The organism is Francisella sp. AG1 (genome assembly GCF_057683165.1).
Map to the genome: position 1 here is coordinate 726,248 of NZ_CM173135.1, position 25,346 is coordinate 751,593.

Genomic DNA, 25,346 nt, shown 5'->3' on the forward strand with positions numbered 1-25,346 from the left:
ATCTAATTACTTTAATCCAAGTTTTACAAGATCATGAAGGGTTATTACACCTAAGATTTTATCGTTTTCAGTAGTGACAGCAAGACTTGTTATGCTAAATTGCTCCATTTTCTCTAGTGCTGTCACAGCCATATCAGAAGCAGATGCAGTTTTAGGATTTTTTGTCATTACATCTTTTATTGCTAAGTGCGAGTCAAAATTATCTCCTTCAAAAATTCTTCTTAAGTCACCATCGGTAAATATTCCAACAATCTTATTATCATCAGCAACTAGCGTACTGCCAATACCTTTATCACTTATTTCAAGGATAGCTTTTCTAATAGTATCATCTGGTTTTACTATAGGTATTTCATTTGCAATACGCATAATATTCTCAACCTTTAAAATAAGTTTTTTGCCTAAAGCACCACTAGGGTGAGAGAATGCAAAATCTTCCGCTGAGAAGTTTTTTGCCTTTAGTAAAGCTATTGCTAATGCATCACCAAGAACTAAAGTTGCAGTGGTACTAGAGGTAGGTGCTAAATTTAGAGGACATGCTTCATTCTCTATATACAAATTTAAGACGACTTGACTAGCTTTTGCAAGCATAGAGTTTTTATTACTTGTGATACTAATTACTGGTATGCCAAGGTGTTTAACCATAGGCATTAACCCCATAATTTCAGTAGCGTTACCAGAGTTGGAGATTGCTACTAATACATCTTTGTCTGTTATCATACCAAAGTCACCATGACCAGCTTCACCTGGATGAACAAAAAAAGCAGGAGTTCCCGTACTTGCTAAAGTAGCTGCTATTTTTTTACCAATATGTCCAGATTTACCCATGCCTGTGACAATCACACGACCAAGATTATTTTTTAGAATTAATTTGCAAGCCTCGTTAAAACTGTTGTCAATTGAATCTTTTAACTTTTTAAGAGCATTAATTTCTAAATCAAAAGTTTGTTTTGCATTGTTTACGTGATCCATACCTTGCCTTAATTTATTATAAAAAGTTATATTTACTCGGTTATTATAGTTTTTGTTAGGTATTAGCTCAAATATTTTATGTTGTTATGTTAAAATTAACTTCAACTTTGGGCTGTGTAAAATAAAAAATATGAAAAATTTTCAAATTAATCCATCAATTTTATCTGCTGATTTGGCTAGGTTAGGAGATGATGTCAAAGCTGTATTATCTGCTGGTGCTGATAATGTTCATTTTGATGTTATGGATAACCATTATGTACCTAATTTAACATTTGGGCCTATGGTGCTTAAAGCTTTGAGAAATTATGGTATAACAGCAGGGATGGATGTGCATTTGATGGTTAAGCCAGTTGATAGTTTAATAGAGAGCTTTGCTAAGGCTGGAGCTAGCAGCATTGTTTTTCATCCTGAGGCAAGTGAACATGTTGATAGAAGTTTGCAATTGATTAAATCATTTGGTATACAAGCTGGACTAGCTTTAAATCCAGCAACTAATATTGATTGTTTAAAATATGTAGAGTCTTATATTGATAGGATTTTGTTAATGTCTGTGAATCCTGGGTTTGGTGGGCAGAAATTTATTCCTAGGATGCTAAATAAAGCAGAAGAAGTTTCTCAGTGGATTAAAACTACTGGTCAAGATATTTTGCTTGAGATTGATGGAGGTGTTAACCCTGATAATATTGTGGAAATTGCAAAAACAGGGGTGAATGCATTTGTTGCAGGCTCCGCTATTTTTAATTCAGATAGTTATGAGCAAACGATTGATAAGATGAGAAATGAACTTACTAAGGTTTAATAAGCTAATAAGTTTTAAAATAGTAGAGTTATTAGTATCAGTCTTAATTATATTGTTAAGTTATTCTATACCTCTTCATATTTTAGATTATGGAGTTAGTAATTCTAGGATTTTTAATTTCATGGCAGTTTTTATAGCTGTGATTTCTATTTTAGTTTTTCTCATTGCAGAGTACACAAATGGTGAAAAAATTTCAAAATCAAGAAATATTCTAAAAGTTTTTTTATGTGCTTTAACGATTGCGATGATTATAACTTCATTAGCTTTTTTTTTAAGAGGCTTCTCATTTCCGCGAAGTTTAATTATTTTAGGTTTTTTAATTCAAATTTTTTCATTGTCATTATCTAGAATTGTTTTTAGGAGTTTAATAAGAAGTACTATAAACAATAAAATACTTATAATAGGTATTAAGCAAGAGCAAGATTGGCTTTTTGAGAAAACCTATATATCTAAGTTACCTAATGAAGAGGTTAAAGGTTATTTTAGTGTTGATGAAGAAGGTGTTGAATTAATAAATATTATAGCTGGATATTCTAAGGTTTTTATTTCAGATCACGCTTTAAAAAAAATAAATGATGAAACTTTATCAATTTTAAATCAATATAATGTTGAGTTAGTATTGATTCCACGCAAGTATGAGATATCTGTTTGGGGGGCTATTATTGTTCCATTAGGTGATAGCCTAGCTATGAATGTGAAAAATTTTGGATTATCTATTGAAGCACAAATTGTTAAAAGAATTTTTGATATAATTTTTAGTACGATATTTATTATTATAAGTTTCCCAATAATGCTATTGATCGCGGTATTAATTTATTTAGAAGATAGGCAAAATCCATTCTTTCTTCAAGAAAGAATCACAAAAAATAATAAAAAATTCAAACTTATTAAGTTTAGAAGTATGGAAATTGGGGCAGAAGACAATTTAGGGCCCGTTTGGGCAATTGATAATGATTGTCGGATTACAAGTGTCGGTAAGTTAATTAGGCCTTTATGGTTAGATGAGTTACCACAATTTTTTAATGTTTTAGTTGGAGATATGTCAATAGTCGGGCCTAGACCTGAGCGACCAGAATTGATCGAAGAGTTTATTAATCAGACGCCAGAATTTTCTTATAGGACAAAGATTAAGGCTGGGATTACTGGTTATGCTCAGGTTTTAACTAACTATACGACTTTACCAGAAAACAAACTAAAGCTAGATCTTGTTTATATAAGAAGGTGGAGTTTTATTTTTGATCTGCTAATTATGATAGAAACATTTAGAGTAATTTGTATCAAACTTATTAAGTTAATTTTCCCAAAAAGAGATACACTAGAAATAGAAGTGAAGAAAGTAGCTAATAAAAACTATACAGAGTATTTATATGAATAAAAAGATATTAGTAACAGGTGGGGTTGGCTATATTGGTAGTCATACTGTAGTAGAGTTATTAGATAAAGGCTATCAAGTGGTGGTGGTTGATAATTTAGTAAATAGTAAGAAATCTGTTGTAGATCGGATAAAAAAAATTACGGCTAAGAGTATTTATTTTTATGAAATTGATTTATTAAATAAAAGTAACCTCACTAAAGTTTTTAATGAACATAATATAGATTCAGTTATTCATTTTGCAGGCTTTAAGGCAGTAGGTGAAAGTGTTGAGAAGCCTCTATCTTATTACCATAACAATATTCAAGGGACGATTAATCTCCTTGAATTAATGCAGCAATATAAAGTTTATAACTTTGTATTTAGTTCTTCAGCTACAGTATATGGAATGAAGAATAAGGCTCCTTTTGCAGAAAATATGCCATTAAGTGCGACTAATCCATATGGATCAACTAAGCTGATGTTAGAAAATATCTTAGCGGATCTTCAGAATGCTGATAATAAATTTAATATTACTTGTTTACGTTATTTTAATCCCGTAGGGGCTCATAGTAGTGGCTTGCTAGGAGAGGATCCTCAAGGTACTCCTAATAATTTAATGCCATATATAGCTCAAGTAGGAGCTGGAAAGTTAAAACAGTTAAGTGTATTTGGTGGAGATTATAAAACTCAAGATGGTACTGGTATTAGAGATTATATACATGTTGTAGACTTAGCTGTTGGACATATATTGGCATTAGAAAAAATGTTACAGGATACTTCTGCTTGGAGAGCTTATAACTTAGGTTCAGGTAGAGGATATTCAGTTATAGAGCTTATTAAAGCTTATGAAAATGCTTTGGGTAAGAAAATAGCGTATAAAATAGTTGATAGACGAGCTGGAGATATAGCAGAAAGTTTTGCTGATGTTAATAAAGCAAAAGAAGCTCTAGGGTTTGAAACTAAAAAAAGTATAGAAGATATTTGTCAAGATATTGTTAGATGGCAAATTTATGCTAGAGAGAATGATATTTAAAAAAATGAAAATCTTACATGTGTTTAAATCTTTTTACCCATATAGTTATGGAGGTGTAGAAAAATTTATACATGAGTTGTCAATAGCTATAGCTAAAAAACACGATGTTGAGATACATATATTAGCAATGGGTAAAAAAAATGAAACCTTTAAAAAAGATTTTTATACATTGCATTTTGCTAAAACAGATTTAAATATGGCTTCTACTACTTTTTCATTATCAGCAGTAAAAAAATTTAAAGAATTAATCAAAAAAGTTGATATTATTCATTATCATTTTCCATATCCATTTGCTGACTTATTGCACACTATAAGTGGATCAAATATACCGTATATAGTTACCTATCATTCAGATATTATAAAGCAGAAGAAATTGATGTTGTTGTATAGACCATTAATGAAAAAATTTCTTAATGGGGCCAAATTTATTTTACCAACATCACCGAACTATCTTGAAACTAGTGAAGTATTAAAAAAAATAAAAGTCCCAAAAAAGAATATTCCAATGAGTTTAGATAAAAGTAATTATGATATTGATGAAAAAAATTATGTTTTTTGGAAAAAAAATATAGGGTTTGAGAAATTTTTTATTTATATTGGTGGGTTGAGATACTATAAGGGTTTAGATCTATTAATAGACGCTATGGAAGAGCAAGATTATTGTTTACTAATAGTAGGAGATGGAGATCAGAGAGGGTTTTTGGAGAAAAAAGTTGAGCAAAAGAAGTTACAAAATATAAAATTCCTAGGTGCTCTAAATGACAAAGATAAGCTATCATTGCTGAAGTTAAGCTATGCTTTAGTACTACCATCCAACATAAGAACAGAGGCTTTTGGATTGGTTTTATTAGAAGCTAGCATATTTGCTAAACCAATGATTACTTGTGAGATTGGTACAGGGACAACCTTTGTAAATATAGATAAACAAACAGGTTTAGTAGCAAAGCCAAATAGTGTTAAAAATCTTAAAGAAAAACTAGGAGAGCTTTGGTATGATGAGGTTAAAGCAAGTGAATATGGTAAAAATGCTCAGGCTAGATTTGAAGATGTATTTTGTTTAGATAAATTAGTTGAGAGTTATTATTCTATCTATAGTGAGGTACTAAATGATTCGAACCATTAAATTATCAGAAGGTTTTAAAAAATATTTTTTAAACACTGGCTGGTTATTTGTGGGTAATATTTCTAGAATACTAGCATCTCTAATAGTAGGAATATGGGTTGCTAGATATCTTGGACCAAGAGATTTTGGTATCTTAAGTTATGCTACTAGCTTTGTGGCTCTTTTTAGTATATTAACTACTTTGGGCTTAGATGGAATAGTAGTTAGGGAATTAATAAAGGATTCAAGTAAATCAGATTTCATTTTAGGCAGTGCTTTGGGCCTAAAATTATTAGGATTTTTTACATTAATAATAGTGATGTTAATAGTTCTTTATTTTTCAGAAGAGGATTTCTATACAAAAAGTATAATATTTGTAGTAGCTTTTTCTACAATGATGCAAAGTTTTAATGTATTAGACTTCTTTTTTCAGAGTCAAGTAAAAGGTAAGTTTGTGGCATTTGCTAATCTAATTTCATTAATAATATCTTCAATCACAAAAGTGGCCTTAATAATTGTGGGAGCTAAATTAATATATTTTGCAGCAGTAATTGTATTGGATAGTTTCACTCTATCATTAGGTTTTATTTATTTTTATCAGTCAAAGCATTTTGGTAATATCAAAAAATGGCGCTTTAAATTAGATATTGCAAAATCGTTATTAAGAGATAGTTGGCCTTTGATTTTGAGTGGGAGCCTTTTGATGATACAGGCAAGGATAGATCAAGTTATGCTCAATTACCTATCAACTAGTCAAGAGGTTGGCTATCTTAGCGTAGCTATTAGATTAATAGAACCTTTGGCTTTTATTGTTGTTGTGTTAAAAAACTCTCTTTATCCTGCAATACAAAATGCAAAAAAGCAATCTAAAAAAGCATATCAGAATAGGCTTCTTAATTTTTATAGATTAAGTTTTTTATCATTTTTAATTTTAGGTTTACCAATTTATTTTTTTGCAGATAAAATAATGGTTATATTATTTGGTCAAGCTTATCAACCAGCAGGTATCTTATTATCGTTAATGTCAGTTAGGCTATTTTTTGCATATATGGGAGTGGCAAGAGGAGCATTTCTTTTAACTGAGAATCTCATTAAATTTTCTGCTATGACTATGTTTTGTGGAGCTATTGTCAATATTTTATTAAATATTATCTGGATTCCTATCTACCAAGCTCAAGGTGCAGTTTATGCAACTATAGTATCGTTTGCAGTAACAACTTTTGCATTAGATTTTTTTTATAGTAAAACAAGAGAGAATGCTATTTTACAAATTAAAGCAATTTTTACATTTTATAAAATAAAAATAAGGTAATACAAATGGGACTAGTTAGTATGGGTGCTCCCAAAGAAAAGGTCGATTTTTTAAGAAAGCTTATGAACCTTAATGTTTTCGTAGAGGGCGGAACATATAAAGGAGGCACGGCTAAGCAGATGAGTCATTATTTTTCTAAAGTCTATACTATAGAGAAGTCAGAGGATATGTTTAATGAAGCAAAATCTAGCTTAGAAAATATATCTAATGTAATAATGTTAAAGGGTGATACAAGAGATCATCTAAAAAATATTATTGAGAAAGAGAATAATCTTTTATTTTGGTTAGATTCTCATTGGAGTGGAGGAAAAACGTATGGAGAAAATGATGAATGTCCACTTATTGAGGAGCTTGATATTATTTTTAGTTTCTTAAAGAAAAATAGTATTATTTTAATTGATGATGCTAGGCTATTTTTAGCACCGCCACCAAAACCTCATAAAATAGAGAACTGGCCATCTCTAATAGATATTCTGAAAGTTATTCCAGAGGGCTGGGAGCTTTTAGAATTAGATGATGTTATCTATATTTTGCCAAAGTGTTATGAAATGGAGTTTAAGATTTATTTGCAAAATATAATTACAAATATTGCAAAAGCAAAAAACAAAAATAGATTGCTTGGTAAAATTTTTAGAAAAATAGGGTTGTATCTATGAGCTTTTTGAAAAAAAATAAATTTTTAAAGAACTCTTTTATTATATACAAAAGTGTAGCTGGGTTTTTTTCGTTTAAGCCAATCTCCATGATAAGGAAAATCAGTTGGTTTTTAAAGGATTTATCTCATCTTAAAAAAATGGATAAAAATAAAAATTTTTCAAAAATAGAATATTATCCATGTTTATTTGATAATAGTAGTTATACACCAATTGAGCCGACATACTTTTTTCAAGATAGCTGGGCAGCAAAGCATATTTTTGATTTAAAACCATCTCATCATTATGATATTGGCAGCTCTGCAAAAACTATGGGTATATTATCTCAATTTATACCCATAACTATGGTGGATATTAGACCTATACAGTTAAGGTTACCAAATTTATATTTTAAGAAAGGCTCTATTTTAAAATTGCCTTTTGAGAATGAATCGATAGAAACATTATCATCATTATGTGTTGTTGAACATATTGGTTTAGGTAGGTATGGAGACCTTATAGATCCATTTGGGAGTGAAAAAGCGATTAATGAACTTAAAAGGGTGTTAAAGATAGGAGGGTATTTATTATTAAGTGTTCCTGTTGATATCGAAAATAAAATATATTTTAATGCACATAGAGCATTTACAAGAGAGTATGTTTTGAGTTTTTTTAATGGTTTTGAAGTCGTTGATGAAAAGTATCACTATGGTACAAAGCTATATGATTTTTATGATCAAGAGAAAGGTTTTGGCACTGGTCTATTTATGCTAAAAAAAATAAAAAATGTATAAAGTGTATATTAATAATTTTTTTCAAAAGAAATATAATTGATAAAATTATATATCAAAATAAAAACAAAGTATTTTTAAATAAAAAATATGTTTAAAGTAGAATACATTAAATTTTATAGCTCACATGTAAGTAATTTAATGTATTCTAGTTATATAAAGCAATATCATAATATGTTGTAAAAAAGGATGATAGTTTTTTTTTCAGATGGAAGGTTAGGTAATCAAATTTTTCAATATGCATTTTTAAACACCATATCTAAAAAAAATGAAAAGATTATTACTATAGATATGGATCAATTCTTAGAGGTTTTTATATGTCATAATAAAAAAAATAGAAATTACCAGGTTGGTAGATATAAACGTTTTTTTATGAAAAAAATATTTAAGAAACTATTGCATTTATTTATTAAATTAAAGCTTATTGGATATATTAAACAATGCAGAAATGAAGTATCTGCACTACCATTTTATCTAGAAAAAAAAGGTATATTTCCTATTAAATATGTTGAAACAAATTTTTTTCAGTCAGAGAAGTTTTTTGATGTTAGAAAATTAGATTTTGAAATAAAATCAAAATATATAGAGCAATCTAGTAAAATTTTAAGTAGTATCGAAAATATTTATACAAAGGTGTTTGTTCATATAAGAAGGGGAGACTATTTATTTGAAAGTTTTTTGGATAATAAGGGGATTAATTTACCTAAGAAATACTTTTTAAGAGCGATCAGTAAAATTGAATCAGAAGTAGATAACCCATATTTTATATTTTTAAGCGATGATACTGAGTTTGTTGAATGTTGTTTTTCGCATATAAAAAATAAATATATCTCTAGAAATAGCATGGCAATAGATTTGAGCTTGATGACGTTATGTGAGTATGGTATTACTTCTAATAGTAGTTTCTCTTGGTGGGGAGCATATTTGATGAAAAATAGGAAAAAAGTTATTTTTCCAAAATATTGGTATGGTTGGAAAAGTAAGGTGGAATCACATATTAGTATTTATCCAAAATGGGCTGATATATTTGATATTAATGAAATATGAATGGTTAAATTATAGTTGTTTAGGATTATGTGGATTTTGGTAAAAGTATTTTATTGATGTGAAATAATAAATAATAGGAAGTAGGAAGTTAAGGATGAAAAAAATAATCATATTAGGTGGTGACGGGTTTTGTGGTTGGCCTATAAGTTTACATTTATCAAATTTAGGGCATCAAGTAATTATTATAGATAATTTGTCCCGCAGAAACATTGATAATGAATTAGAAACTGACAGCCTTACTCCAATTCAGACAATAAGTATTCGTATAAAAACTTGGAAAGAAGTATCAGGAAATAAAATAAAATTTATTAATTTAGATATTGCTAAAGAATATGAGTTATTGTTACGCTTGCTCAAAGAATTTAAACCAGACTGTATTGTACATTTAGCTGAACAAAGAGCTGCTCCATACTCAATGAAATCGTCAAAGCATAAGCGCTATACTGTTACTAATAATATAAATGGTACTAATAATTTGCTTGCAGCAGTTACAGAGTCAGAACAAGATATTCATATTGTTCATCTGGGAACTATGGGGGTTTATGGGTATGGCACAGCAGGGATGAAAATACCTGAGGGATATTTAAAAGTTAAGTTGGAAAAAGAGGGGGGAGAGTTAATTGATTATGAGATTTTATACCCTACTAATCCAGGTAGTATCTATCATATGACAAAAACACAAGATCAATTAATGTTTGCTTATTATAATAAAAATGATGGTATAAAGATTACTGATCTTCATCAGGGGATAGTATGGGGCACCCAAACAGAGGAAACAAAAAAAGATGAAAAACTTGTAAATCGATTTGACTATGATGGAGATTATGGAACTGTTTTAAATCGATTTTTGATGCAAGCAGCAGTGGGGCATGATCTTACTGTTCATGGAACTGGTGGCCAGACTAGAGCTTTTATCCATATACAAGATACAGTTAGATGTGTAGAAATAGCTGTCAATAACCCTCCAAAACAAGGGGGTCGAGTCAAAATATTTAATCAAATGACAGAGACGCATAAGATACGAAATTTAGCAAAAATAGTTTCAAATATTACAGGAGCAAAATTAAATTTTATTTCTAATCCAAGAAAAGAAGATAATGAGAATGAATTATATGTTGAAAATAGTAGTTTTTTAACTCATGGTTTGAAACCAATAACCTTGAAAGAAAATTTGGCTGAAGAAGTTATAGAAGTTGCTAAAAAATATTTAAGTAGATGTGATTTGGATAAAATACCTTGTGTTTCATTTTGGAATAACCTTAGGAAAAAAGCTAGTGATGAAGGATAAACTATTATCTACAGCTATTTCTTTTCATATTTTTAATAGACCTAATGAAACAAAGCAAGTTTTTGAAAAAATAAAAGCAGTTAGACCACAGAAACTTTTTATAACAGCAGATGGACCTAGAGAAAACATTTCAGGTGATCATGCTAAGTGTTTAGAGGCTAGGTCTATTATCAATAATATAGATTGGGACTGTGAGCTATATACTAATTTTTCTGAAATTAATAAAGGTAGCTTTTTATCAACTTCAAATGGGATTAGTTGGGTTTTTGAGCATGTTGATAGAGCCATTATTTTGGAAGATGATTGTGTCCCTTGTTTTAGTTTTTTTAAATTCTGCCATGAATTGTTAGAATATTATGAGGATGATGCTAGAGTATCTGTAATCTCTGGAAATAATTTTCAAGATGGGGTGAATATTACAAAAGATAGCTATTATTTTTCTAGTTATACTCATATTTGGGGGTGGGCTACGTGGAAAAGAACATGGGAATTATTGGATTTTTCTATGTGTGGATGGCCAAGGTTTAAAGAATCGAATGGCTTGAAAAATGTACTTTATACTAAGAAGTCACTATATTACTGGAATAATATCTTTCAGAATATGTATGATAAGAAATCTAAATTGCATTGGGATTATTTATTATTATTATCAACTTGGATGAATAATTCTTTAACAATAACCCCAAATAAAAATCTAGTATCTAATATTGGGTTTGGCGAAGATGCCAGTAACTGTAAAACTAAAACAAAATTTCACTGTTTAGTAAGTGAAAGCGTAGACTTTCCTTTAATCCATCCACCTTATGTTAGCAGATTTTTTAGAGCAGATGTTTTTATAGAAAAAAATATGTTTAATGATAATCACTTTAAGCGTTGGTTGTTAAATTTTACCCCCAAAAAAGTTTTGGAATTATATAGGTATATAAAAAAATATATTAAACCTAGAGTATGAATGAAATTGAAAGGCTTATAGCATGAACATCGGTTTGACAGATAAGGGTTTAACACAAGTAGAAAGAGAAGAAATCAAAGAGCTTCTAAAAAGGAAAAAAAATGAGATAAATGATCTTGAACAAATATGGCATCTTATTGATTTGGTTTGGGAAGATTATGCTTGTGATAATATAAATCTTGATTGGGAAAAGATAAGTAAGTTCTATTACCACCCAGTTTGGCTTTTAAACGGACTTTTCATAGAGCAGCATGAAGAATCTATGAAACATCGTCATGCTATAAGCAATTGGGTTATACAAAACGATTTTAAAAATGTGATAGATTATGGTGGTGGATTTGGAACTCTAGCAAGATTAATTGCTCAAAAAGATCAAAATATAAAAGTGCATATTTATGAACCGCATCCTAGTAATTTTGGGATTAAAAGAGCTGCTGATTTTAAAAATATAAATATTATCAATAATTTAGAGAGTGGTTATGATTGTTTAGTATCAACAGATGTTTTAGAACATGTAGTTGATCCAATTTATGATTTTGCTAGTATGGTAAAAAGTGTAAAAACAGGAGGATATTTAATAATAGCTAATTGTTTTCAACCAGTAATAAAATGTCATCTACCACAAACTTTTCATCTTAGATATAGTTTTAATAGTTTTGCGAAAATGATAGGTCTTGAAATAATTGGATCACTTGAAGGTAGCCACGCAACTATTTATAAAAAAATAGTTGAGAAAAAAATAAATTGGAAAAAAATAAGAGCTTTTGAAAAAGTGTCAAAAAAAATATTCCCTATTATTGAAGTTCTAAGGTATATGTTAAGGTCAATTAAGCGGGTAATAACAAGATGAAAATTCTCATAGTGAATTATACAGATATGTTTGGTGGAGCAGGCCGTGCTGCATATAGGCTACATAAATCTTTAATCAAGGCTAATATAGATAGTCAGATGCTAGTTTTAGATAAAAGAAGTGATGATTGTACAGTGTTAGCACCAAATACTAATTTTGAAAAATTAATGGCATATTTAAAGCCAAGATTAGAACAGTTTTTGATAAAAAGAAAATATAAAAATAAGTTCCAGGCGCTTTTTAGTGTAGCAAATATATCATCTCAAAAGCTTATAGAAAAGATTAATAATATAAATCCAGATATTGTACATTTACACTGGATAAATGGTGGAATGATAAAACTAGAGGATCTAATAAAGATTAAAGCTCCTTTAGTTTGGTCTTTGCATGATATGTGGGCATTTACAGGTGGCTGCCACTATACAGATGAGTGTTCTAATTACTTAAAAGAATGCGGTAATTGCCCAATACTTTCTAGCAGAAATATGAATGATACTAGTAGAAAAATTATGCGGCGTAAACAAAGAATTTATAAGCAAAAAGAGATTACTATAATAGGTCTTAGTAAATGGTTAAATGAAATATCAAAAAACAGCTTACTTTTAAAAGATAAAAATCATACCAATTTACCAAATCCTATCAATACAGATATATATAGGCCATTAAATAAGCAAGTAGCGAGAGATGCTTATCGTTTACCTAAAAATAAAACACTTATTCTTTTTGGTGCTATAAAAGCAACAAGTGACTTACGTAAAGGGTTTGGTGAGCTTCAGCAGTCGCTTAATGAAATTAAAAGAAATGATGTTGAACTCGTGGTTTTGGGAAGCAGTCAGCCTAAAACACCTCTTGACTTGGCTTTTAAAACTCATTATTTAGGGGTGTTAAATGATGATATCAGTCTAGCTATGCTTTATAGTGCTGTAGATGTTGTTATAGTGCCAAGTAAGCAAGAAAATTTATCAAATGTGATTATGGAAAGTTTATCTTGTAACACGCCTGTAGTTGCTTTTGATATAGGTGGTAATAAAGATATGATAGAACATAAGAAAAATGGTTATTTAGCTAAAGCTTTTGAAACTAAAGATTTGACTAATGGTATAGAATGGATTTTAAATAATTATGATTTTTTTTGTGAAGATGCTCGCACTAAAATTTTAAGAGAATTTGATAGTAAGGTGATTGCTAAGAAGTATATTAAACTATATGAAGACATATTAGCTGGTAAGAATTAGCTATGAAAGATAATAACCACCAAAATATAAGATTTAGTGTAATTACTGTTTGTTATAATTCAGCGCAAACTATACAAAAGGCTTTACAAAGTATCAAAGATCAAACTTATTATAAAAATATTGAGTATATAATTATCGATGGAGGTTCAACAGATAATACTCTAAATATTATTAACGAGTATAATGATATAGTAGATATATTAGTATCAGAACCTGATAATGGTATCTATGATGCTATGAATAAAGGTTTAAAGCTAGCAACTGGTGATTATATTGGATTTTTGAATTCCGATGATTATTATTCGCAGGATATTTTTGAAAAATATAATAATCATTTGATGAAATATAAAAATATTAGCTATATTTATAGTGATGCTGTTTTTTTTAATAATAAATTAGAGTGGATATCAAAAGGTATAAAATTTGGCACACAAAAATTTTATAATCATGCTCATAAATATCAGCCTTTTTGCCATCAAACCTTATATGTTAAAAAAGAAATTTATCAGAAAGAAGGGGGCTTTGATACCTCTTTTGAAGTAGCAGCAGATTATGAGTTTTTTCTTAGAATGCTTAGATCAAGTAGAAGCTACCATGGATATTATATAAATATTATAGGGTGCTACTTTTCAGTATCCGGTGCGAGTTCTAATTTTTTTAAAGCAAGATTAGAAGATATAAAATGTAGGCTTAAAAATGGCTATTCATATACATTTTCGATATATATATTTATTAAATTAGCTTTTTTGTATATTTTACAAAAATTACCCTTAATAAAAAGAATTAAACAAATCATAAGAAAAGAAAAAATATTTAAAAAGTGAAAATAAGGCCAGTATTATGATTATAGGTATAGATGTTTATACTTTAACCAAGAAAAATATAACAGGTATAGGTAGATATACTTTAGAGATGATTAAAGCTTTATCTAAAAACACAAATATTTCCATAATTATTTTTTCACCATTAAAATTAAATAAAAGCATAAAGGAGCAGTTAGATAATAATATTCAAGTAGTTGAATTTAACTTTACTAATAAGCTGCTGCTTATTTTTTGGTTTATTTTTTGGTTTATTTTTTTAGATAAGATTATCTCTAGATATCAGTTGGATTATTTTTGGGGTCCCTCTCATAAGCTTCCTAAAAAAGTACAAAATATAAAATATATAGTGACTATTCATGATCTGGTTTATAAAGTTCGCCCTGAGCTATTGATGACAAAAACTAGATTATTTGATTCTCTAAGAGTACCTAGTTCTATGAAAAAAGCGGATGTAATTATAACAGTTTCAGATTCGACAAAAAATGATATTAAAAGATATTTTGGTAAAAAGAATAAAGTATTTAGAATATATCCAGGTAGTAGTTTAGGTGAAATAAAAGCTAATCATAATGAATTAAGTCAAAAATATATCCTTTTTGTAGGAACTATTGAACCAAGGAAAAATATTATTAGTTTAATAAATGCATATTCAAAATTAAGCCAAGCAACAAAGAATAAGTATAAACTTTTTATTGTGGGAGCTCAGGGCTGGGGAGGGGTGGATTTGAATCACCAAGTAAGCTTATTAGGCTTAGATAAGTTTGTGAAGATTTACAATTATGTAGATAATCGAACTTTGATAGAATTTTATAAGAATGCGAGTTTATTTGTTTATCCGTCATTATATGAAGGTTTTGGTTTACCTATTTTAGAAGCTATGAGTTATGGAGTGCCTGTAGTTTGTTCAGAAAGCTCATCTATGCCAGAGGTGGTAGGTAAATATGCTGTTTTAATTGATCCTAATGATGAGGGAGATATTTGTAATAAAGTACAATTTATTTTAGATGATGAAAGTTTGCAGAAAAGGATGTCACAACAATCTTTGGAGAGAGCTAGGTGCTTCTCTTGGAATAATGCTGCTAAAGAGCTATATCAAACTTTATTAAACTAAATGTTATAATGTTTGATAACTTTTTAATTAAGAAAATAAATTTAAGCAGTGAAAACCTATATATTTGACTTAGATAATACACTTTATTCTTATAAAAATGGCTTATTTGATAGTCAGTTAAAAAAGATGAGTGAATACATTAAATTTAAACTAAACATTTCTGATAATGAGAAAGCTAATATTATTCGTGATGAATTATATTATGAGTTTGGCTCAACTATGCTTGGGATGATGCGTTATCACAATATTGATCATAAAGAGTTTTTAGATTTTATAGATGATATAGATATTGATCACTTTAAACCAAATCAAGATCTAAATGAATGTATAGGTAAATTAAAGAAAGGTAATCAAACTTATATATTTACTAATGCTTCTGATTTTCATACAACTAGAGTATTAAAGCAGTTAGGGTTAGAAAATTATTTTGACGGTATATTGACTATAGAGGATACAGGTTTGATAGCAAAGCCAAAGAGTAAGTATTTCGAAATAGGTAGGAATAGATTTGATATAGATTTCTCTAATGCAGTATTTTTTGAGGATTCATCGCATAACTTAGTCACAGCTAAGAATTTAGGGATGCAGACAGTTTTAGTCCATGCCGATGATAATAAATCTAAGGCAAATTTTTATGATAATCAAGAAATAGATTTCTATGTTGCAGATGTGGAATCTTTTTTTGAAGGTAAATATATTGCTACCAGAAAGTGATATTAATTTTATTATCTAATTCTGTATCTATTCTTGATTTTATTTCATCTAAAGAAGCCATTTCTTGTAATCCTGATTTTGCGTCTGGATGTTGGATTACATGACTGGCATTTATAAGTGCATATTTTATTGCTTCTTCAATAGTTTTACCTTTATAAATATTAGCACAAAAAGTAGAACTAAAAGCATCTCCTGCGCCTAATGTATTAATTACATTTTTAATACTTAAAGACTCGCTGTGATAAATATTTTCTTTTGTCGCAGCATAAACTCCATTAGCACCATCAGTTACAACAATCACTCTAACACCAAGGTCTAAGCATATTCCAAAGAAATCTTTTAATCTAAATGTGGCATTTAAAAAGTCACTATTTTCATCATCTATAGTTGTTTCTAGCCTATCTTTTGTTGCTGCAATACTTTGATCATTTATAGAAAGCAATGAAATCATCAGTTTTTGTGCTTCTTGATAGTTTAAAACTAGAATATTAATCCCGAACATTGAATCTTTAATGAAGCTCTCACCGACACTTAGCTGACTTGAACCTGGGTTAATTGCTACTTTAGTATTATTTTCTGATGCAAGCTTAACTATTTCTGGTAATCTAGCTGCAGATGATTCACTTAATGAGGTTATATATATAAAATCACTATCTATAATTGCTTGAGACGGTAGATCATCCTTGAGTATGTCTTTATTGGCTCCTCTATAAGCAAAAATTGTTCTATCGCCGCTAAGTGTCGGTATTACATAGGAAGTTGCGGTACCATATTTTTCAGAATATTTAATATTCGATATGTCTATTCCAATAGTTTTAAGCTCCTGAATTATTTTTTTACCGGCTATATCTTTACCAATTTTGCCAAAAAAACTAACATCTATGCCTTGTTTTTTAAATGAAACTGCAGCGTTAGTTGCTCCGCCACCTGAAAAAGAGTTATGTTCTTTGACTTCAATTTTTGCGCCTTCTTCAAGTAACATAAAAGTCTCAGTAGTATCTTTTTTTTGCATGTTCATAGTAAACATTTCCTCATATTCAATAATAGTATCGAGTGTAGCACCCCCGATGGTCAGAGCTTTTATATTGTTCATTTTTAGTAACGTTTAGTTAGTGATAATTACTTACCAGATAGCATATCATCAATTAATAATGACGTAAATATTTTGTATATATCTATTTAGATGCTAAAAATAAACCATTTTTATAGAAATATTATTGATTAGTTAGTATTATTTTAACGAAAATGATTTTTATTTTTATATAAGAAACTGTTTATTTAAAGGAGATTTTTAATATGCCTTCTAAGCCAGCAAAAAGTGACCATCGGGGATTTATTATGCCAATTGGTGGAGGAGAAGATAAATTTGCTAGCCCGACTGTGTTAGAAAAGTTTATTGAGTTATCTGGCGGTAAAGATGCAAAAATTGCTGTTATACCAACAGCTTCTAAACTACCAGATACTGGAGATATCTATGTAGATATTTTTAATGAAATGGGAGCCAATGAAGTCTATAATCTGAAAATAGAAACACGTTTGGAAGCTACAGTTAATCAAGAGTACCAAGATCAGCTTTCTCAGTGTACAGGTATATTTATTACTGGAGGAAATCAGCTTTTATTATCTACTACGCTTGGGGGTACACCTATAGCCCAATTAATCAGAAGACTAAATGCTAAAGGTGTTAACGTGGCAGGAACTTCTGCAGGAGCTGCTTTTATCTCTGGGTTTATGATAGCTGGTGGTCAGGCAGGTTTGATGCCTAGATGTAATATGGTTAATTTAGCCCCTGGCTTAGGACTTACTAATAAGCTTCTTGTTGATCAGCACTTCTCACAGCGAGATAGGTTAGGGAGGTTGTTGGCAGCATTATCTTATAACCCTTATATGGTTGGTGTAGGTATTGATGAGGATACTTCAGCACTACTGAACTCAGAAGATGTAATAGAAGTTGTAGGTTCTGGTATGGTAACTATTATAGATTTCTCCCATCTTAAGCATTCTTCGCTACATAATGCTCGTAATAACTCACCAATTAGTTTAGTAGATATTCGGATGCATATGTTACTAGAAGGTCAAAAATTTGACTTAAATACTAGTTTAGTCGAATATTAGCTTCAAGGTGTTTTAATTTCTCTGTTAATTTACTTGAATAGGTTTTATATATGCAAAAAATTATAATTCATGGCGGTTGTGGTGCAAGAGAAGATAAAAAAACATCTTTTATAGACTACCATAATCATCTTTTACTTATTATTGAAAAAGCTCATAAGTATTTAAAAAAGTTTGATGATGCTAATAATACTGCTGTTTACACCGCTATGCTCTTAGAAGATGATGAAATTTTTAATGCTGGTACAGGTTCTAGAGTCCAACAAGATGGTCAAATAAGAATGTCTGCTTCTATCATGGATAGTTGTAATAAAAAATTTGCTGGGGTTATTAATGTTCAGAATATTAGGAATCCTATTGAAGTAGCAAGTAAACTGATGCAACAACATAATAGCATTTTAGCTGGTAATCAAGCTACAGACTTTGCCCACACTATTATGAAGCTGCCTAAATATAACCCAATGACAGAGAAAAGATATCAAGAATATTTAGAATTAAAAAAAGGTTATACAGGGACAGTAGGTGTAGTGGTATTAGATTCTAAAGGTAAAATATGTTCTGTTACATCAACTGGTGGAGCAGGCTTTGAATACCCAGGTAGAGTGGGTGATAGTCCTACTGTTGCAGGAAATTTTACTAATGAGTATGTTGGAATTTCTTGTACTGGCATTGGTGAGCATATTGTAAATCAAGCAGTAGCAGCTAAGATTGCTACTAGAATTAAAGATGGAATGACTTTAATACAAGCTGTAGATAAAACAATAATAGAGAGTGATCAAGATGGTGATTATGTGGGTTTAATTGCTATTGATCGATACGGTAATATACATTCAGGATCGACTTCAATAGCCCAAACTTTATATGCGTATGCTGATGACCAAAATATAAAAACCTTTTATGAGTAAAAAATATTGTAAAATACTAATAAAACTATTGACTTAAATACATCTGTATAGGTATAATACTCGTCATTGGCCTGATAGCTCAGTCGGTAGAGCAGAGGATTGAAAATCCTCGTGTCGGTGGTTCGATTCCGCCTCAGGCCACCATTAGTTAAAATATTGTCGGAGCATAGCGCAGCTTGGTAGCGCATCTGGTTTGGGACCAGAGGGTCGGGGGTTCAAATCCCTCTGCTCCGACCATTTTTGATGCGTCTGTAGCTCATCTGGATAGAGCATCGGCCTTCTAAGCCGAGGGTAGCAGGTTCGAATCCTGCCAGACGTGCCATTACAATGAGTAATAGTAATAGTAATAGTAATAGTAATAGTAATAGTAATAGTAATAGTAATAGTAATAGTAATAGTAATAGTAATAGTAATAGTAATAGTAATAGTAATAGTAATTTGTAATGGTGGTTGTAGCTCAGTTGGTAGAGCCCCGGATTGTGATTCCGGCTGTCGTGGGTTCGAGCCCCATCAATCACCCCAGATATTGCGGACGTGGCGAAATTGGTAGACGCACTGGATTTAGGTTCCAGCGGGTAAAACTGTGGGAGTTCGAGTCTCCCCGTCCGCACCACAAAGGTGTTTCAAATAAATTCAAAGAATATCGGAGCATTACTAATACCATTTCTCTGGAATAAATGATTTTTTATGTGAATATTTAAATAGATTTTTTCTTAATATCCTAATCTATATAAGATTTTTAGAATTTGTTCTTCAAGCCTTTAGGTTTATTAGCTGATTTTATTGGCTCAAATCAAGGTAAGCACACATATATCTACTATGTTGATGCGACGAAATTATCTGTGTATCATAACTTAAGAGAAAAAAGGCATAAAGTATTTGATGACCTGTCTGTCTACTTGGATTATGGCTCATACTGAAATTGTTGGGTAGAGAAGAATTTCAATGGACTAATTTAACTCCGAATTGAGGTTGATCTGAGTAAATCTCCTATAGAATATCTATTTGAAAGAGTTAAATACCTTTTAGACGTTTTTTAGTTACTTTTTGGTTATTTGAGTTTCACAAAACCTAATAAACTTCATTTTTAACTCTCTTTCAAACACTTTAAACTTTTAGATTATAATTTATCTAGCATTGCTATGCTACTATCTTTTTGTTCTTTCCAATGTTTAGATATATTTCATCTAAATAGTTATATTATTAATTAAATAGTAAGATAGTATAAAATTTATATAATAAATAATAAATTATTATTGTGATATAATACTACTACATAATTTAGGTAATTGTCAGTTTGCGACAGAGCTGAAAATACATGGTATTTATTTATGAATAATATTGAAAAACTTATAAAAGAACATATTAAGCCTATCCCTGCTAAATATAAAAGAGCTAATGAAAAAGCCATAAACCCTGCATATGAAAATTTAACACAAGGTTATCACTGCCCTTTAGCTATTGATGATTTCAGAATCTTTGTTCTTACAGAAAGTTTTAATTTTAATACAGGCATAAAAAACAACTATAATGATAGTTTAAAAATGGGAATAGATAAATCATTACATAAATATATTAACTGGGATGACCAGTATGGGCATCCGTCGATATCTAATGAAGAAAATATCTATTATGCTGGATATTTGCACCAAAAAAATGGTTATATTGAAGTTTTTTTGTGTAGTGGTAGATATAGCAATCCTAGCCTTCAATCTCATCATACTTATCTATTACAGTCTTATGTATAGTTAATCCGATAGTTATTTGACAATAATGTTATAATATTTAGAAAAAATGTCATCATATAGCCAAGATTTCAGAGATATCGTAATAACTAAATATAAAGAAGGCCTAACAGACAAAGAGCTAAGTAATTTTTTTAATATAGATATCCGTACTACTAGATCTTGGATAAACTTATACGAGACAACTGGTGATTATAAATCTAAGCAAGGCTTGGGTTGCGGTAGAGTAGCAACCTTTACAGATAAGGAAGCGATAGAAAGCTACTTAAGAACATATCCAGATGCAATGGCTTTAGATATTAGAGAAGCATTAGCTCCTGAAATACCTAGAAGCACATTTTATGATTGTCTTACCAGACTTGGTTTTAGTTTTAAAAAAAGACACCTAAATATAAGCAAAGAAAAGAACAAGATAGGCAAAGTTTTATAGAGGTTGTTGAGACTATTGAACCTAACAAACTTGTATATTTAGATGAAATGGGTATGGATAATAAACAGTCTGTACTAAGAGGATGGTCTCTTGTTGGTAAACCTAGCTATGGTGAAGTTATTGCTTATCAAACTCAGAGAAAAAGTATAGTTGCTGGTTATAACTATTTAGAAAAGAAGATTATAGCACCGCTAGAGTATACTGGATATACAGATACTCAAATTTTTAATCAGTGGTTTGAAGAGCATTTATGTCCTGAGTTAATTCCAAAGACTACTGTTGTTATGGATAATGCTAGTTTTCATAAGTCTCCTAAATTGGCTAAAATAGCAGAGAAGTTTGATATACAGATACTATACCTTCCTGCTTATTCTCCTGATTTAAATCCTATAGAAAAAATTTGGGCCAATTTTAAAAGAATTTTAAGAAAAGTAAATAATTCTTTTGATAATTTATCTGATGCTATTACTCACGTCTTTAGCATAATATTATCAGATTAACTATAGCATACATTTTACAAGATGTTATATTCTATCCTTGGAAGCTTGATGAAGAAGGCAATGATGCTTTTTTTGATTTTATAGAAAGTAATAAAGCCTGGGATAAGAGTAAAAAAAACTTGCAACATTCTATAGTTAATGTAGAACATATATACTTGATGAAACAGATTATTACTGAAAATAATATGCTACCACTTTATTTAAAAGAAACTATAGAATCATATAAAGTGAAAAAAATAGACGTTGTGTACAAAGATATTGATGAATTAATACTGAATACTTTAAAAATATGTATATTAACAGCATGTGATGAGTATAAAAAAAACATTTTGATATAAATCTTGGTTGTCTATTTACTGGAGTGTCATTAAAGATCAAAAAAGTTAATCAACTACACAAAGACACTTCTAATACTCCAGACCTAGATAGTACAATTACATTACTTCAGAATTTAATAAAAGATTTTAGTTTTACTCATTCTCAAGATAACTATCTAGCTTTACTCAATAAACAAATAAATTTATGTCGAGATAATCTCTCAAAAAGCATGAAAACTATAGATAAGTACGATGTTTATGCTTTTAATAAACCACAAAATATACTAATAAAACATATGTTAAGTACAGAAGAGATGTCATGGCAGCAGCTGCATGCGCTTTTAATGCAAATCAACAGTTAAGAGCTACAAAGTTTTTTAGGTAAGGATTTCAAAAGAAGTAGCAATCTACTAAATATATGTACCATCAAGCCTTTAATTGAGTGAGCTTTGCTAGCAATTTCTATTCTTGTTTTTTCTTCTATCCAATTATTTAAAGATTCAATAGGTTGTCTAATACTAGATATAGTTAATCTGATAATATTGTGCTAAAGACGTGAGTAATAGCATCAGATAAATTATCAAAAGAATTATTTACTTTTCTTAAAATTCTTTTAAAATTGGCCCAAATTTTTTCTATAGGATTTAAATCAGGAGAATAAGCAGGAAGGTATAGTATCTGTATATCAAACTTCTCTGCTATTTTAGCCAATTTAGGAGACTTATGAAAACTAGCATTATCCATAACAACAGTAGTCTTTGGAATTAACTCAGGACATAAATGCTTTTCAAACCACTGATTAAAAATTTGAGTATCTGTATATCCAGTATACTCTAGCGGTGCTATAATCTTCTTTTCTAAATAGTTATAACCAGCAACTATACTTTTTCTCTGAGTTTGATAAGCAATAACTTCACCATAGCTAGGTTTACCAACAAGAGACCATCCTCTTAGTACAGACTGTTTATTATCCATACCCATTTCATCTAAATATACAAGTTTGTTAGGTTCAATAGTCTCAACAACCTCTATAAAACTTTGCCTATCTTGTTCTTTTCTTTGCTTATATTTAGGTGTCTTTTTTTAAAACTAAAACCAAGTCTGGTAAGACAATCATAAAATGTGCTTCTAGGTATTTCAGGAGCTAATGCTTCTCTAATATCTAAAGCCATTGCATCTGGATATGTTCTTAAGTAGCTTTCTATCGCTTCCTTATCTGTAAAGGTTGCTACTCTACCGCAACCCAAGCCTTGCTTAGATTTATAATCACCAGTTGTCTCGTATAAGTTTATCCAAGATCTAGTAGTACGGATATCTATATTAAAAAAATTACTTAGCTCTTTGTCTGTTAGGCCTTCTTTATATTTAGTTATTACGATATCTCTGAAATCTTGGCTATATGATGACATTTTTTCTAAATATTATAACATTATTGTCAAATAACTATCGGATTAACTATATGTAGCTATAGCATAAATCTGAACCCAAACAATCATCTTACCAGCATGTAGCTTTTTCATCTTTTTTATCTGAAACCATAAAATCTAGAGTACCTCCATATTTACCTTTATGTTTTAAGTAGGTTTCATCCATCTTCCAGCTAACATAACTACCATATTTCTTGAAATGCTTACTGAAAGTAGTCTTTATGCTCTTTAGCATATTTGATGACTCAACGATCTATAGTAGTGCTATGGCCTATGCTAACTCCATGCTCTTTCATCAACTTTTCTACATTTAATGGATGTAATAAATGCTAACGAAGTGCTTGGAGAATCATTAGTTTTGTAAAGTGCCTACCTGTGAAATCTAACATATAAAAACATAATTATATTTATGATAAAATCATACTACAAAATAAGATAATTGGCAGTTTACGACAGTACCTTATAATTACCTTGATTTTTTTTGATTCTAAGTTTGTATTTTTATACCATTTTGTTTTATTGCTATTTATAGTATATCGGTTTGCAAATTAGCATTTTAGTCTATAAAGTATTTACCCAAGATATATCTTATTGATTAGTGACAGTGAAAAATTTTTCAAAAAAACATGTTTTTTTTGCTTCTGCCAGTACTATAGTTGAATGGTATGATTTTATGCTTTTTGCATATTTGACACCAATAATTGCTCATATTTTTTTTCCAGATGTTAGTAAGTATACAGCTATACTTATGACTTTTGGTGTGTTTGCTGCTGGTTTTTTTATGGGTCCTATAGGCAGCGTTATAATGGGGAGCTTTGGTGATCGTTTTGGTAGAAAAAAAGCTTTAATAATTTCAATATCTCTAATGATTTTGCCAATGTTTATTATAATGCTGCTTCCTGGTTATAGTAGTATTGGCATTTTAGCACCTATTATCCTTATTTTAATGAGGCTTTTGCAAGGTTTTTCTATAGGTGGGTCGTATGGTGGAGTTATGGTTATTATGATTGAATCCACTAAATCTAATCGTAGAGGGCTTGTAGCAAGTTTTGCTACGATGTCATCAGGTGCAGGAGTATTCTTTGCTTCACTTGTTGCAATGTTACTTTTTGCTTTATTTACTCATGATATTTTAAACTCATGGGGTTGGAGAGTAGGTTATGCTATAGGTTTAGTTCTTGCTATAATGGCATTCACTATGCGTTTATTGATACCTGAGAGCTCTTCTTTTGAGCAATTGCAAAAGCAAGGTGATATATCTGCAAAACCTGTAAGAGAAATGTTTACAAAGCAATCCAAACCTTTGTTCTTAGCAATAGCATTATCTGCTTATGCTAATATTATTTACTACTTAGTACTTTCATATTTGGAAAGCTATTTTACTGAATTACATTATTCGGAATTTTACTCATTAGCAATTATTACTTTATTTAGCTTAATTTTTTCTTTTTCAGCACCATTATGGGGATTTTTAAGTGATATTGTAGGTAGAAAACCTCTTATAAAGTTTTCTATATTTGTGTATATAATATTTGCATATCCTTGTTTTATAATCATGGATAAGGGAATGGTGTGGCTTGTATTAGCTATGGTGATTTTGAGTATACCTTTGATGGCTGTGTGGGGGGCGTATGGGGCTGCTGCACCTGAGCTTTTTGAGACAAAATATCGCTATAGTGGTAATGCATTAAGTTATAATATCGGTAATTCTTTTTTTGGAGGAACTATTCCATTTATAGCAACAGCTTTAGTCGTAGCTTCTGGTAACATGCTAGCTCCAGCTTGGCTTTTGATTATATCCTCTATTATTATGATTCCCATAATGTATAAAATGCCAGAGACAAGATTTAGCAATATTAGTTAAGTAGTATAAACTCTAAATCTTTATATCTCTTAT

The 25,346-nt window shown here is 29.9% G+C and carries 26 protein-coding genes and 5 tRNA genes; 27 read left to right on the plus strand and 4 right to left on the minus strand.

Annotation, left to right across the window (positions count from 1 at the left end; translation table 11 throughout):
- Window positions 1-6 precede the first annotated feature (6 nt).
- On the minus strand, window positions 7-969 hold the full coding sequence (locus ACR0PV_RS03680; protein WP_488173633.1) for a KpsF/GutQ family sugar-phosphate isomerase: 963 nt from the start codon (window positions 967-969) through the stop codon (window positions 7-9).
- Window positions 970-1,099: 130 nt separating this feature from the next.
- On the opposite strand from ACR0PV_RS03680, the gene rpe reads away from it, so the two are divergent.
- The 15 genes from rpe to ACR0PV_RS03755 all read left to right on the plus strand — a co-directional run bounded on the left by rpe (window position 1,100) and on the right by ACR0PV_RS03755 (window position 16,013).
- Complete coding sequence (gene rpe, locus ACR0PV_RS03685) at window positions 1,100-1,768, plus strand: ribulose-phosphate 3-epimerase (protein WP_488173634.1); 669 nt, start codon at window positions 1,100-1,102, stop codon at window positions 1,766-1,768.
- On the plus strand, window positions 1,749-3,143 hold the full coding sequence (locus ACR0PV_RS03690; protein ID WP_488173635.1) for an exopolysaccharide biosynthesis polyprenyl glycosylphosphotransferase: 1,395 nt from the start codon (window positions 1,749-1,751) through the stop codon (window positions 3,141-3,143). The genes rpe and ACR0PV_RS03690 overlap by 20 nt, the downstream gene beginning before the upstream one ends.
- Window positions 3,136-4,155 (plus strand): UDP-glucose 4-epimerase GalE, encoded by a 1,020-nt coding sequence (gene galE, locus ACR0PV_RS03695; RefSeq protein WP_488173636.1) that lies wholly within the window; start codon window positions 3,136-3,138, stop codon window positions 4,153-4,155. The genes ACR0PV_RS03690 and galE overlap by 8 nt, the downstream gene beginning before the upstream one ends.
- 4 nt (window positions 4,156-4,159) lie before the next feature.
- Entirely contained in the window at window positions 4,160-5,278 is a 1,119-nt protein-coding gene (locus tag ACR0PV_RS03700; protein WP_488173947.1) for a glycosyltransferase, read from the plus strand.
- Window positions 5,262-6,569 (plus strand): flippase, encoded by a 1,308-nt coding sequence (locus ACR0PV_RS03705; RefSeq protein ID WP_488173637.1) that lies wholly within the window; start codon window positions 5,262-5,264, stop codon window positions 6,567-6,569. Before ACR0PV_RS03700 ends, ACR0PV_RS03705 begins: the two co-directional genes overlap by 17 nt.
- 5 nt (window positions 6,570-6,574) lie before the next feature.
- Window positions 6,575-7,225 carry a class I SAM-dependent methyltransferase gene (locus tag ACR0PV_RS03710; protein WP_488173638.1) on the plus strand — a complete coding sequence of 217 codons (651 nt, stop codon included), beginning with the start codon at window positions 6,575-6,577 and terminating at the stop codon, window positions 7,223-7,225.
- A gap of 137 nt (window positions 7,226-7,362) precedes the next feature.
- Window positions 7,363-7,995: a DUF268 domain-containing protein gene (locus tag ACR0PV_RS03715; protein WP_488173639.1), complete on the plus strand. Its 633-nt coding sequence runs from the start codon at window positions 7,363-7,365 to the stop codon at window positions 7,993-7,995.
- Between the two features lie 186 nt (window positions 7,996-8,181).
- Window positions 8,182-9,039: an alpha-1,2-fucosyltransferase gene (locus tag ACR0PV_RS03720; protein WP_488173640.1), complete on the plus strand. Its 858-nt coding sequence runs from the start codon at window positions 8,182-8,184 to the stop codon at window positions 9,037-9,039.
- Window positions 9,040-9,133: 94 nt separating this feature from the next.
- Window positions 9,134-10,327 carry an NAD-dependent epimerase/dehydratase family protein gene (locus ACR0PV_RS03725; RefSeq protein WP_488173641.1) on the plus strand — a complete coding sequence of 398 codons (1,194 nt, stop codon included), beginning with the start codon at window positions 9,134-9,136 and terminating at the stop codon, window positions 10,325-10,327.
- On the plus strand, window positions 10,317-11,279 hold the full coding sequence (locus ACR0PV_RS03730; RefSeq protein ID WP_488173642.1) for a hypothetical protein: 963 nt from the start codon (window positions 10,317-10,319) through the stop codon (window positions 11,277-11,279). The genes ACR0PV_RS03725 and ACR0PV_RS03730 overlap by 11 nt, the downstream gene beginning before the upstream one ends.
- Window positions 11,280-11,301: 22 nt before the next feature.
- Complete coding sequence (locus ACR0PV_RS03735) at window positions 11,302-12,129, plus strand: class I SAM-dependent methyltransferase (RefSeq protein WP_488173643.1); 828 nt, start codon at window positions 11,302-11,304, stop codon at window positions 12,127-12,129.
- Window positions 12,126-13,364, plus strand: a complete 1,239-nt coding sequence (locus ACR0PV_RS03740) for a glycosyltransferase family 4 protein (protein ID WP_488173644.1) — start codon at window positions 12,126-12,128, stop codon at window positions 13,362-13,364. The genes ACR0PV_RS03735 and ACR0PV_RS03740 overlap by 4 nt, the downstream gene beginning before the upstream one ends.
- Before the next feature lie 2 nt (window positions 13,365-13,366).
- Window positions 13,367-14,188 carry a glycosyltransferase family 2 protein gene (locus ACR0PV_RS03745; RefSeq protein ID WP_488173645.1) on the plus strand — a complete coding sequence of 274 codons (822 nt, stop codon included), beginning with the start codon at window positions 13,367-13,369 and terminating at the stop codon, window positions 14,186-14,188.
- Window positions 14,189-14,204: 16 nt separating this feature from the next.
- Window positions 14,205-15,299: a glycosyltransferase family 4 protein gene (locus ACR0PV_RS03750; RefSeq protein ID WP_488173646.1), complete on the plus strand. Its 1,095-nt coding sequence runs from the start codon at window positions 14,205-14,207 to the stop codon at window positions 15,297-15,299.
- Window positions 15,300-15,347: 48 nt separating this feature from the next.
- Window positions 15,348-16,013 carry a pyrimidine 5'-nucleotidase gene (locus ACR0PV_RS03755; protein ID WP_488173647.1) on the plus strand — a complete coding sequence of 222 codons (666 nt, stop codon included), beginning with the start codon at window positions 15,348-15,350 and terminating at the stop codon, window positions 16,011-16,013.
- Here the strand turns inward: ACR0PV_RS03755 and ACR0PV_RS03760 are convergent.
- The gene (locus tag ACR0PV_RS03760) at window positions 16,000-17,106 is read right to left on the minus strand and encodes a carbohydrate kinase family protein (protein ID WP_488173648.1); all 1,107 of its coding nucleotides are present in this window, start codon (window positions 17,104-17,106) and stop codon (window positions 16,000-16,002) included. The two genes, ACR0PV_RS03755 and ACR0PV_RS03760, sit on opposite strands and share 14 nt — an antisense overlap.
- Before the next feature lie 203 nt (window positions 17,107-17,309).
- On the opposite strand from ACR0PV_RS03760, the gene ACR0PV_RS03765 reads away from it, so the two are divergent.
- The 11 genes from ACR0PV_RS03765 to ACR0PV_RS03815 all read left to right on the plus strand — a co-directional run bounded on the left by ACR0PV_RS03765 (window position 17,310) and on the right by ACR0PV_RS03815 (window position 22,384).
- Complete coding sequence (locus ACR0PV_RS03765) at window positions 17,310-18,128, plus strand: cyanophycinase (RefSeq protein ID WP_488173649.1); 819 nt, start codon at window positions 17,310-17,312, stop codon at window positions 18,126-18,128.
- 50 nt (window positions 18,129-18,178) lie between these two features.
- A complete protein-coding gene (locus ACR0PV_RS03770; protein ID WP_488173650.1) occupies window positions 18,179-19,030 on the plus strand; it encodes an isoaspartyl peptidase/L-asparaginase in 852 nt (283 codons plus the stop codon).
- A gap of 68 nt (window positions 19,031-19,098) precedes the next feature.
- Window positions 19,099-19,174: transfer RNA gene (locus tag ACR0PV_RS03775), tRNA-Phe, on the plus strand.
- Window positions 19,175-19,190: 16 nt separating this feature from the next.
- Window positions 19,191-19,267: transfer RNA gene (locus tag ACR0PV_RS03780), tRNA-Pro, on the plus strand.
- Between the two features lie 8 nt (window positions 19,268-19,275).
- Window positions 19,276-19,352: transfer RNA gene (locus tag ACR0PV_RS03785), tRNA-Arg, on the plus strand.
- A 124-nt stretch (window positions 19,353-19,476) separates the two neighbouring features.
- Window positions 19,477-19,552, plus strand: a tRNA-His gene (locus ACR0PV_RS03790).
- A 6-nt stretch (window positions 19,553-19,558) separates the two neighbouring features.
- Window positions 19,559-19,643: transfer RNA gene (locus ACR0PV_RS03795), tRNA-Leu, on the plus strand.
- Between the two features lie 133 nt (window positions 19,644-19,776).
- On the plus strand, window positions 19,777-19,950 hold the full coding sequence (locus ACR0PV_RS03800) for a transposase (RefSeq protein WP_488173651.1): 174 nt from the start codon (window positions 19,777-19,779) through the stop codon (window positions 19,948-19,950).
- Window positions 19,951-20,361: 411 nt separating this feature from the next.
- Window positions 20,362-20,778, plus strand: a complete 417-nt coding sequence (locus ACR0PV_RS03805; RefSeq protein ID WP_488173652.1) for a hypothetical protein — start codon at window positions 20,362-20,364, stop codon at window positions 20,776-20,778.
- A 46-nt stretch (window positions 20,779-20,824) separates the two neighbouring features.
- Window positions 20,825-21,705 (plus strand): IS630 family transposase gene (locus tag ACR0PV_RS03810; protein WP_488172186.1). Its coding sequence is split into 2 segments (ribosomal slippage): window positions 20,825-21,149 and window positions 21,149-21,705, totalling 882 coding nucleotides; the frame shifts between segments, so codons are not numbered across the junction.
- Between the two features lie 361 nt (window positions 21,706-22,066).
- Complete coding sequence (locus ACR0PV_RS03815; RefSeq protein WP_488172309.1) at window positions 22,067-22,384, plus strand: hypothetical protein; 318 nt, start codon at window positions 22,067-22,069, stop codon at window positions 22,382-22,384.
- Between the two features lie 166 nt (window positions 22,385-22,550).
- On the opposite strand, the gene ACR0PV_RS03820 is transcribed toward ACR0PV_RS03815, so the two are convergent.
- A protein-coding gene (locus ACR0PV_RS03820) for an IS630 family transposase (protein ID WP_488172201.1) occupies window positions 22,551-23,431 on the minus strand; the annotation gives its coding sequence in 2 pieces (ribosomal slippage) (window positions 22,551-23,107 and window positions 23,107-23,431; 882 coding nt in all).
- A gap of 88 nt (window positions 23,432-23,519) precedes the next feature.
- The gene (locus ACR0PV_RS03825; RefSeq protein ID WP_488173653.1) at window positions 23,520-23,684 is read right to left on the minus strand and encodes a hypothetical protein; all 165 of its coding nucleotides are present in this window, start codon (window positions 23,682-23,684) and stop codon (window positions 23,520-23,522) included.
- A 369-nt stretch (window positions 23,685-24,053) separates the two neighbouring features.
- Between ACR0PV_RS03825 and ACR0PV_RS03830 the strand changes: the two genes are divergently transcribed.
- Window positions 24,054-25,313 (plus strand): MFS transporter, encoded by a 1,260-nt coding sequence (locus ACR0PV_RS03830; protein WP_488173654.1) that lies wholly within the window; start codon window positions 24,054-24,056, stop codon window positions 25,311-25,313.
- Window positions 25,314-25,346: the final 33 nt, after the last annotated feature.

Excerpts from the sequence above, each read along its gene's own strand:
- ACR0PV_RS03680 (WP_488173633.1), bottom strand. The coding sequence starts at position 969 with ATGGATCACGTAAACAATGCAAAACAAACTTTTGATTTAGAAATTAAT.
- rpe (WP_488173634.1), top strand. The coding sequence starts at position 1,100 with ATGAAAAATTTTCAAATTAATCCATCAATTTTATCTGCTGATTTGGCT.
- ACR0PV_RS03690 (WP_488173635.1), top strand. The coding sequence starts at position 1,749 with ATGAACTTACTAAGGTTTAATAAGCTAATAAGTTTTAAAATAGTAGAG.
- galE (WP_488173636.1), top strand. The coding sequence starts at position 3,136 with ATGAATAAAAAGATATTAGTAACAGGTGGGGTTGGCTATATTGGTAGT.
- ACR0PV_RS03700 (WP_488173947.1), top strand. The coding sequence starts at position 4,160 with ATGAAAATCTTACATGTGTTTAAATCTTTTTACCCATATAGTTATGGA.
- ACR0PV_RS03705 (WP_488173637.1), top strand. The coding sequence starts at position 5,262 with ATGATTCGAACCATTAAATTATCAGAAGGTTTTAAAAAATATTTTTTA.
- ACR0PV_RS03710 (WP_488173638.1), top strand. The coding sequence starts at position 6,575 with ATGGGACTAGTTAGTATGGGTGCTCCCAAAGAAAAGGTCGATTTTTTA.
- ACR0PV_RS03715 (WP_488173639.1), top strand. The coding sequence starts at position 7,363 with ATGGATAAAAATAAAAATTTTTCAAAAATAGAATATTATCCATGTTTA.
- ACR0PV_RS03720 (WP_488173640.1), top strand. The coding sequence starts at position 8,182 with ATGATAGTTTTTTTTTCAGATGGAAGGTTAGGTAATCAAATTTTTCAA.
- ACR0PV_RS03725 (WP_488173641.1), top strand. The coding sequence starts at position 9,134 with ATGAAAAAAATAATCATATTAGGTGGTGACGGGTTTTGTGGTTGGCCT.
- ACR0PV_RS03730 (WP_488173642.1), top strand. The coding sequence starts at position 10,317 with ATGAAGGATAAACTATTATCTACAGCTATTTCTTTTCATATTTTTAAT.
- ACR0PV_RS03735 (WP_488173643.1), top strand. The coding sequence starts at position 11,302 with ATGAACATCGGTTTGACAGATAAGGGTTTAACACAAGTAGAAAGAGAA.
- ACR0PV_RS03740 (WP_488173644.1), top strand. The coding sequence starts at position 12,126 with ATGAAAATTCTCATAGTGAATTATACAGATATGTTTGGTGGAGCAGGC.
- ACR0PV_RS03745 (WP_488173645.1), top strand. The coding sequence starts at position 13,367 with ATGAAAGATAATAACCACCAAAATATAAGATTTAGTGTAATTACTGTT.
- ACR0PV_RS03750 (WP_488173646.1), top strand. The coding sequence starts at position 14,205 with ATGATTATAGGTATAGATGTTTATACTTTAACCAAGAAAAATATAACA.
- ACR0PV_RS03760 (WP_488173648.1), bottom strand. The coding sequence starts at position 17,106 with ATGAACAATATAAAAGCTCTGACCATCGGGGGTGCTACACTCGATACT.
- ACR0PV_RS03765 (WP_488173649.1), top strand. The coding sequence starts at position 17,310 with ATGCCTTCTAAGCCAGCAAAAAGTGACCATCGGGGATTTATTATGCCA.
- ACR0PV_RS03770 (WP_488173650.1), top strand. The coding sequence starts at position 18,179 with ATGCAAAAAATTATAATTCATGGCGGTTGTGGTGCAAGAGAAGATAAA.
- ACR0PV_RS03805 (WP_488173652.1), top strand. The coding sequence starts at position 20,362 with ATGAATAATATTGAAAAACTTATAAAAGAACATATTAAGCCTATCCCT.
- ACR0PV_RS03825 (WP_488173653.1), bottom strand. The coding sequence starts at position 23,684 with ATGCTAAAGAGCATAAAGACTACTTTCAGTAAGCATTTCAAGAAATAT.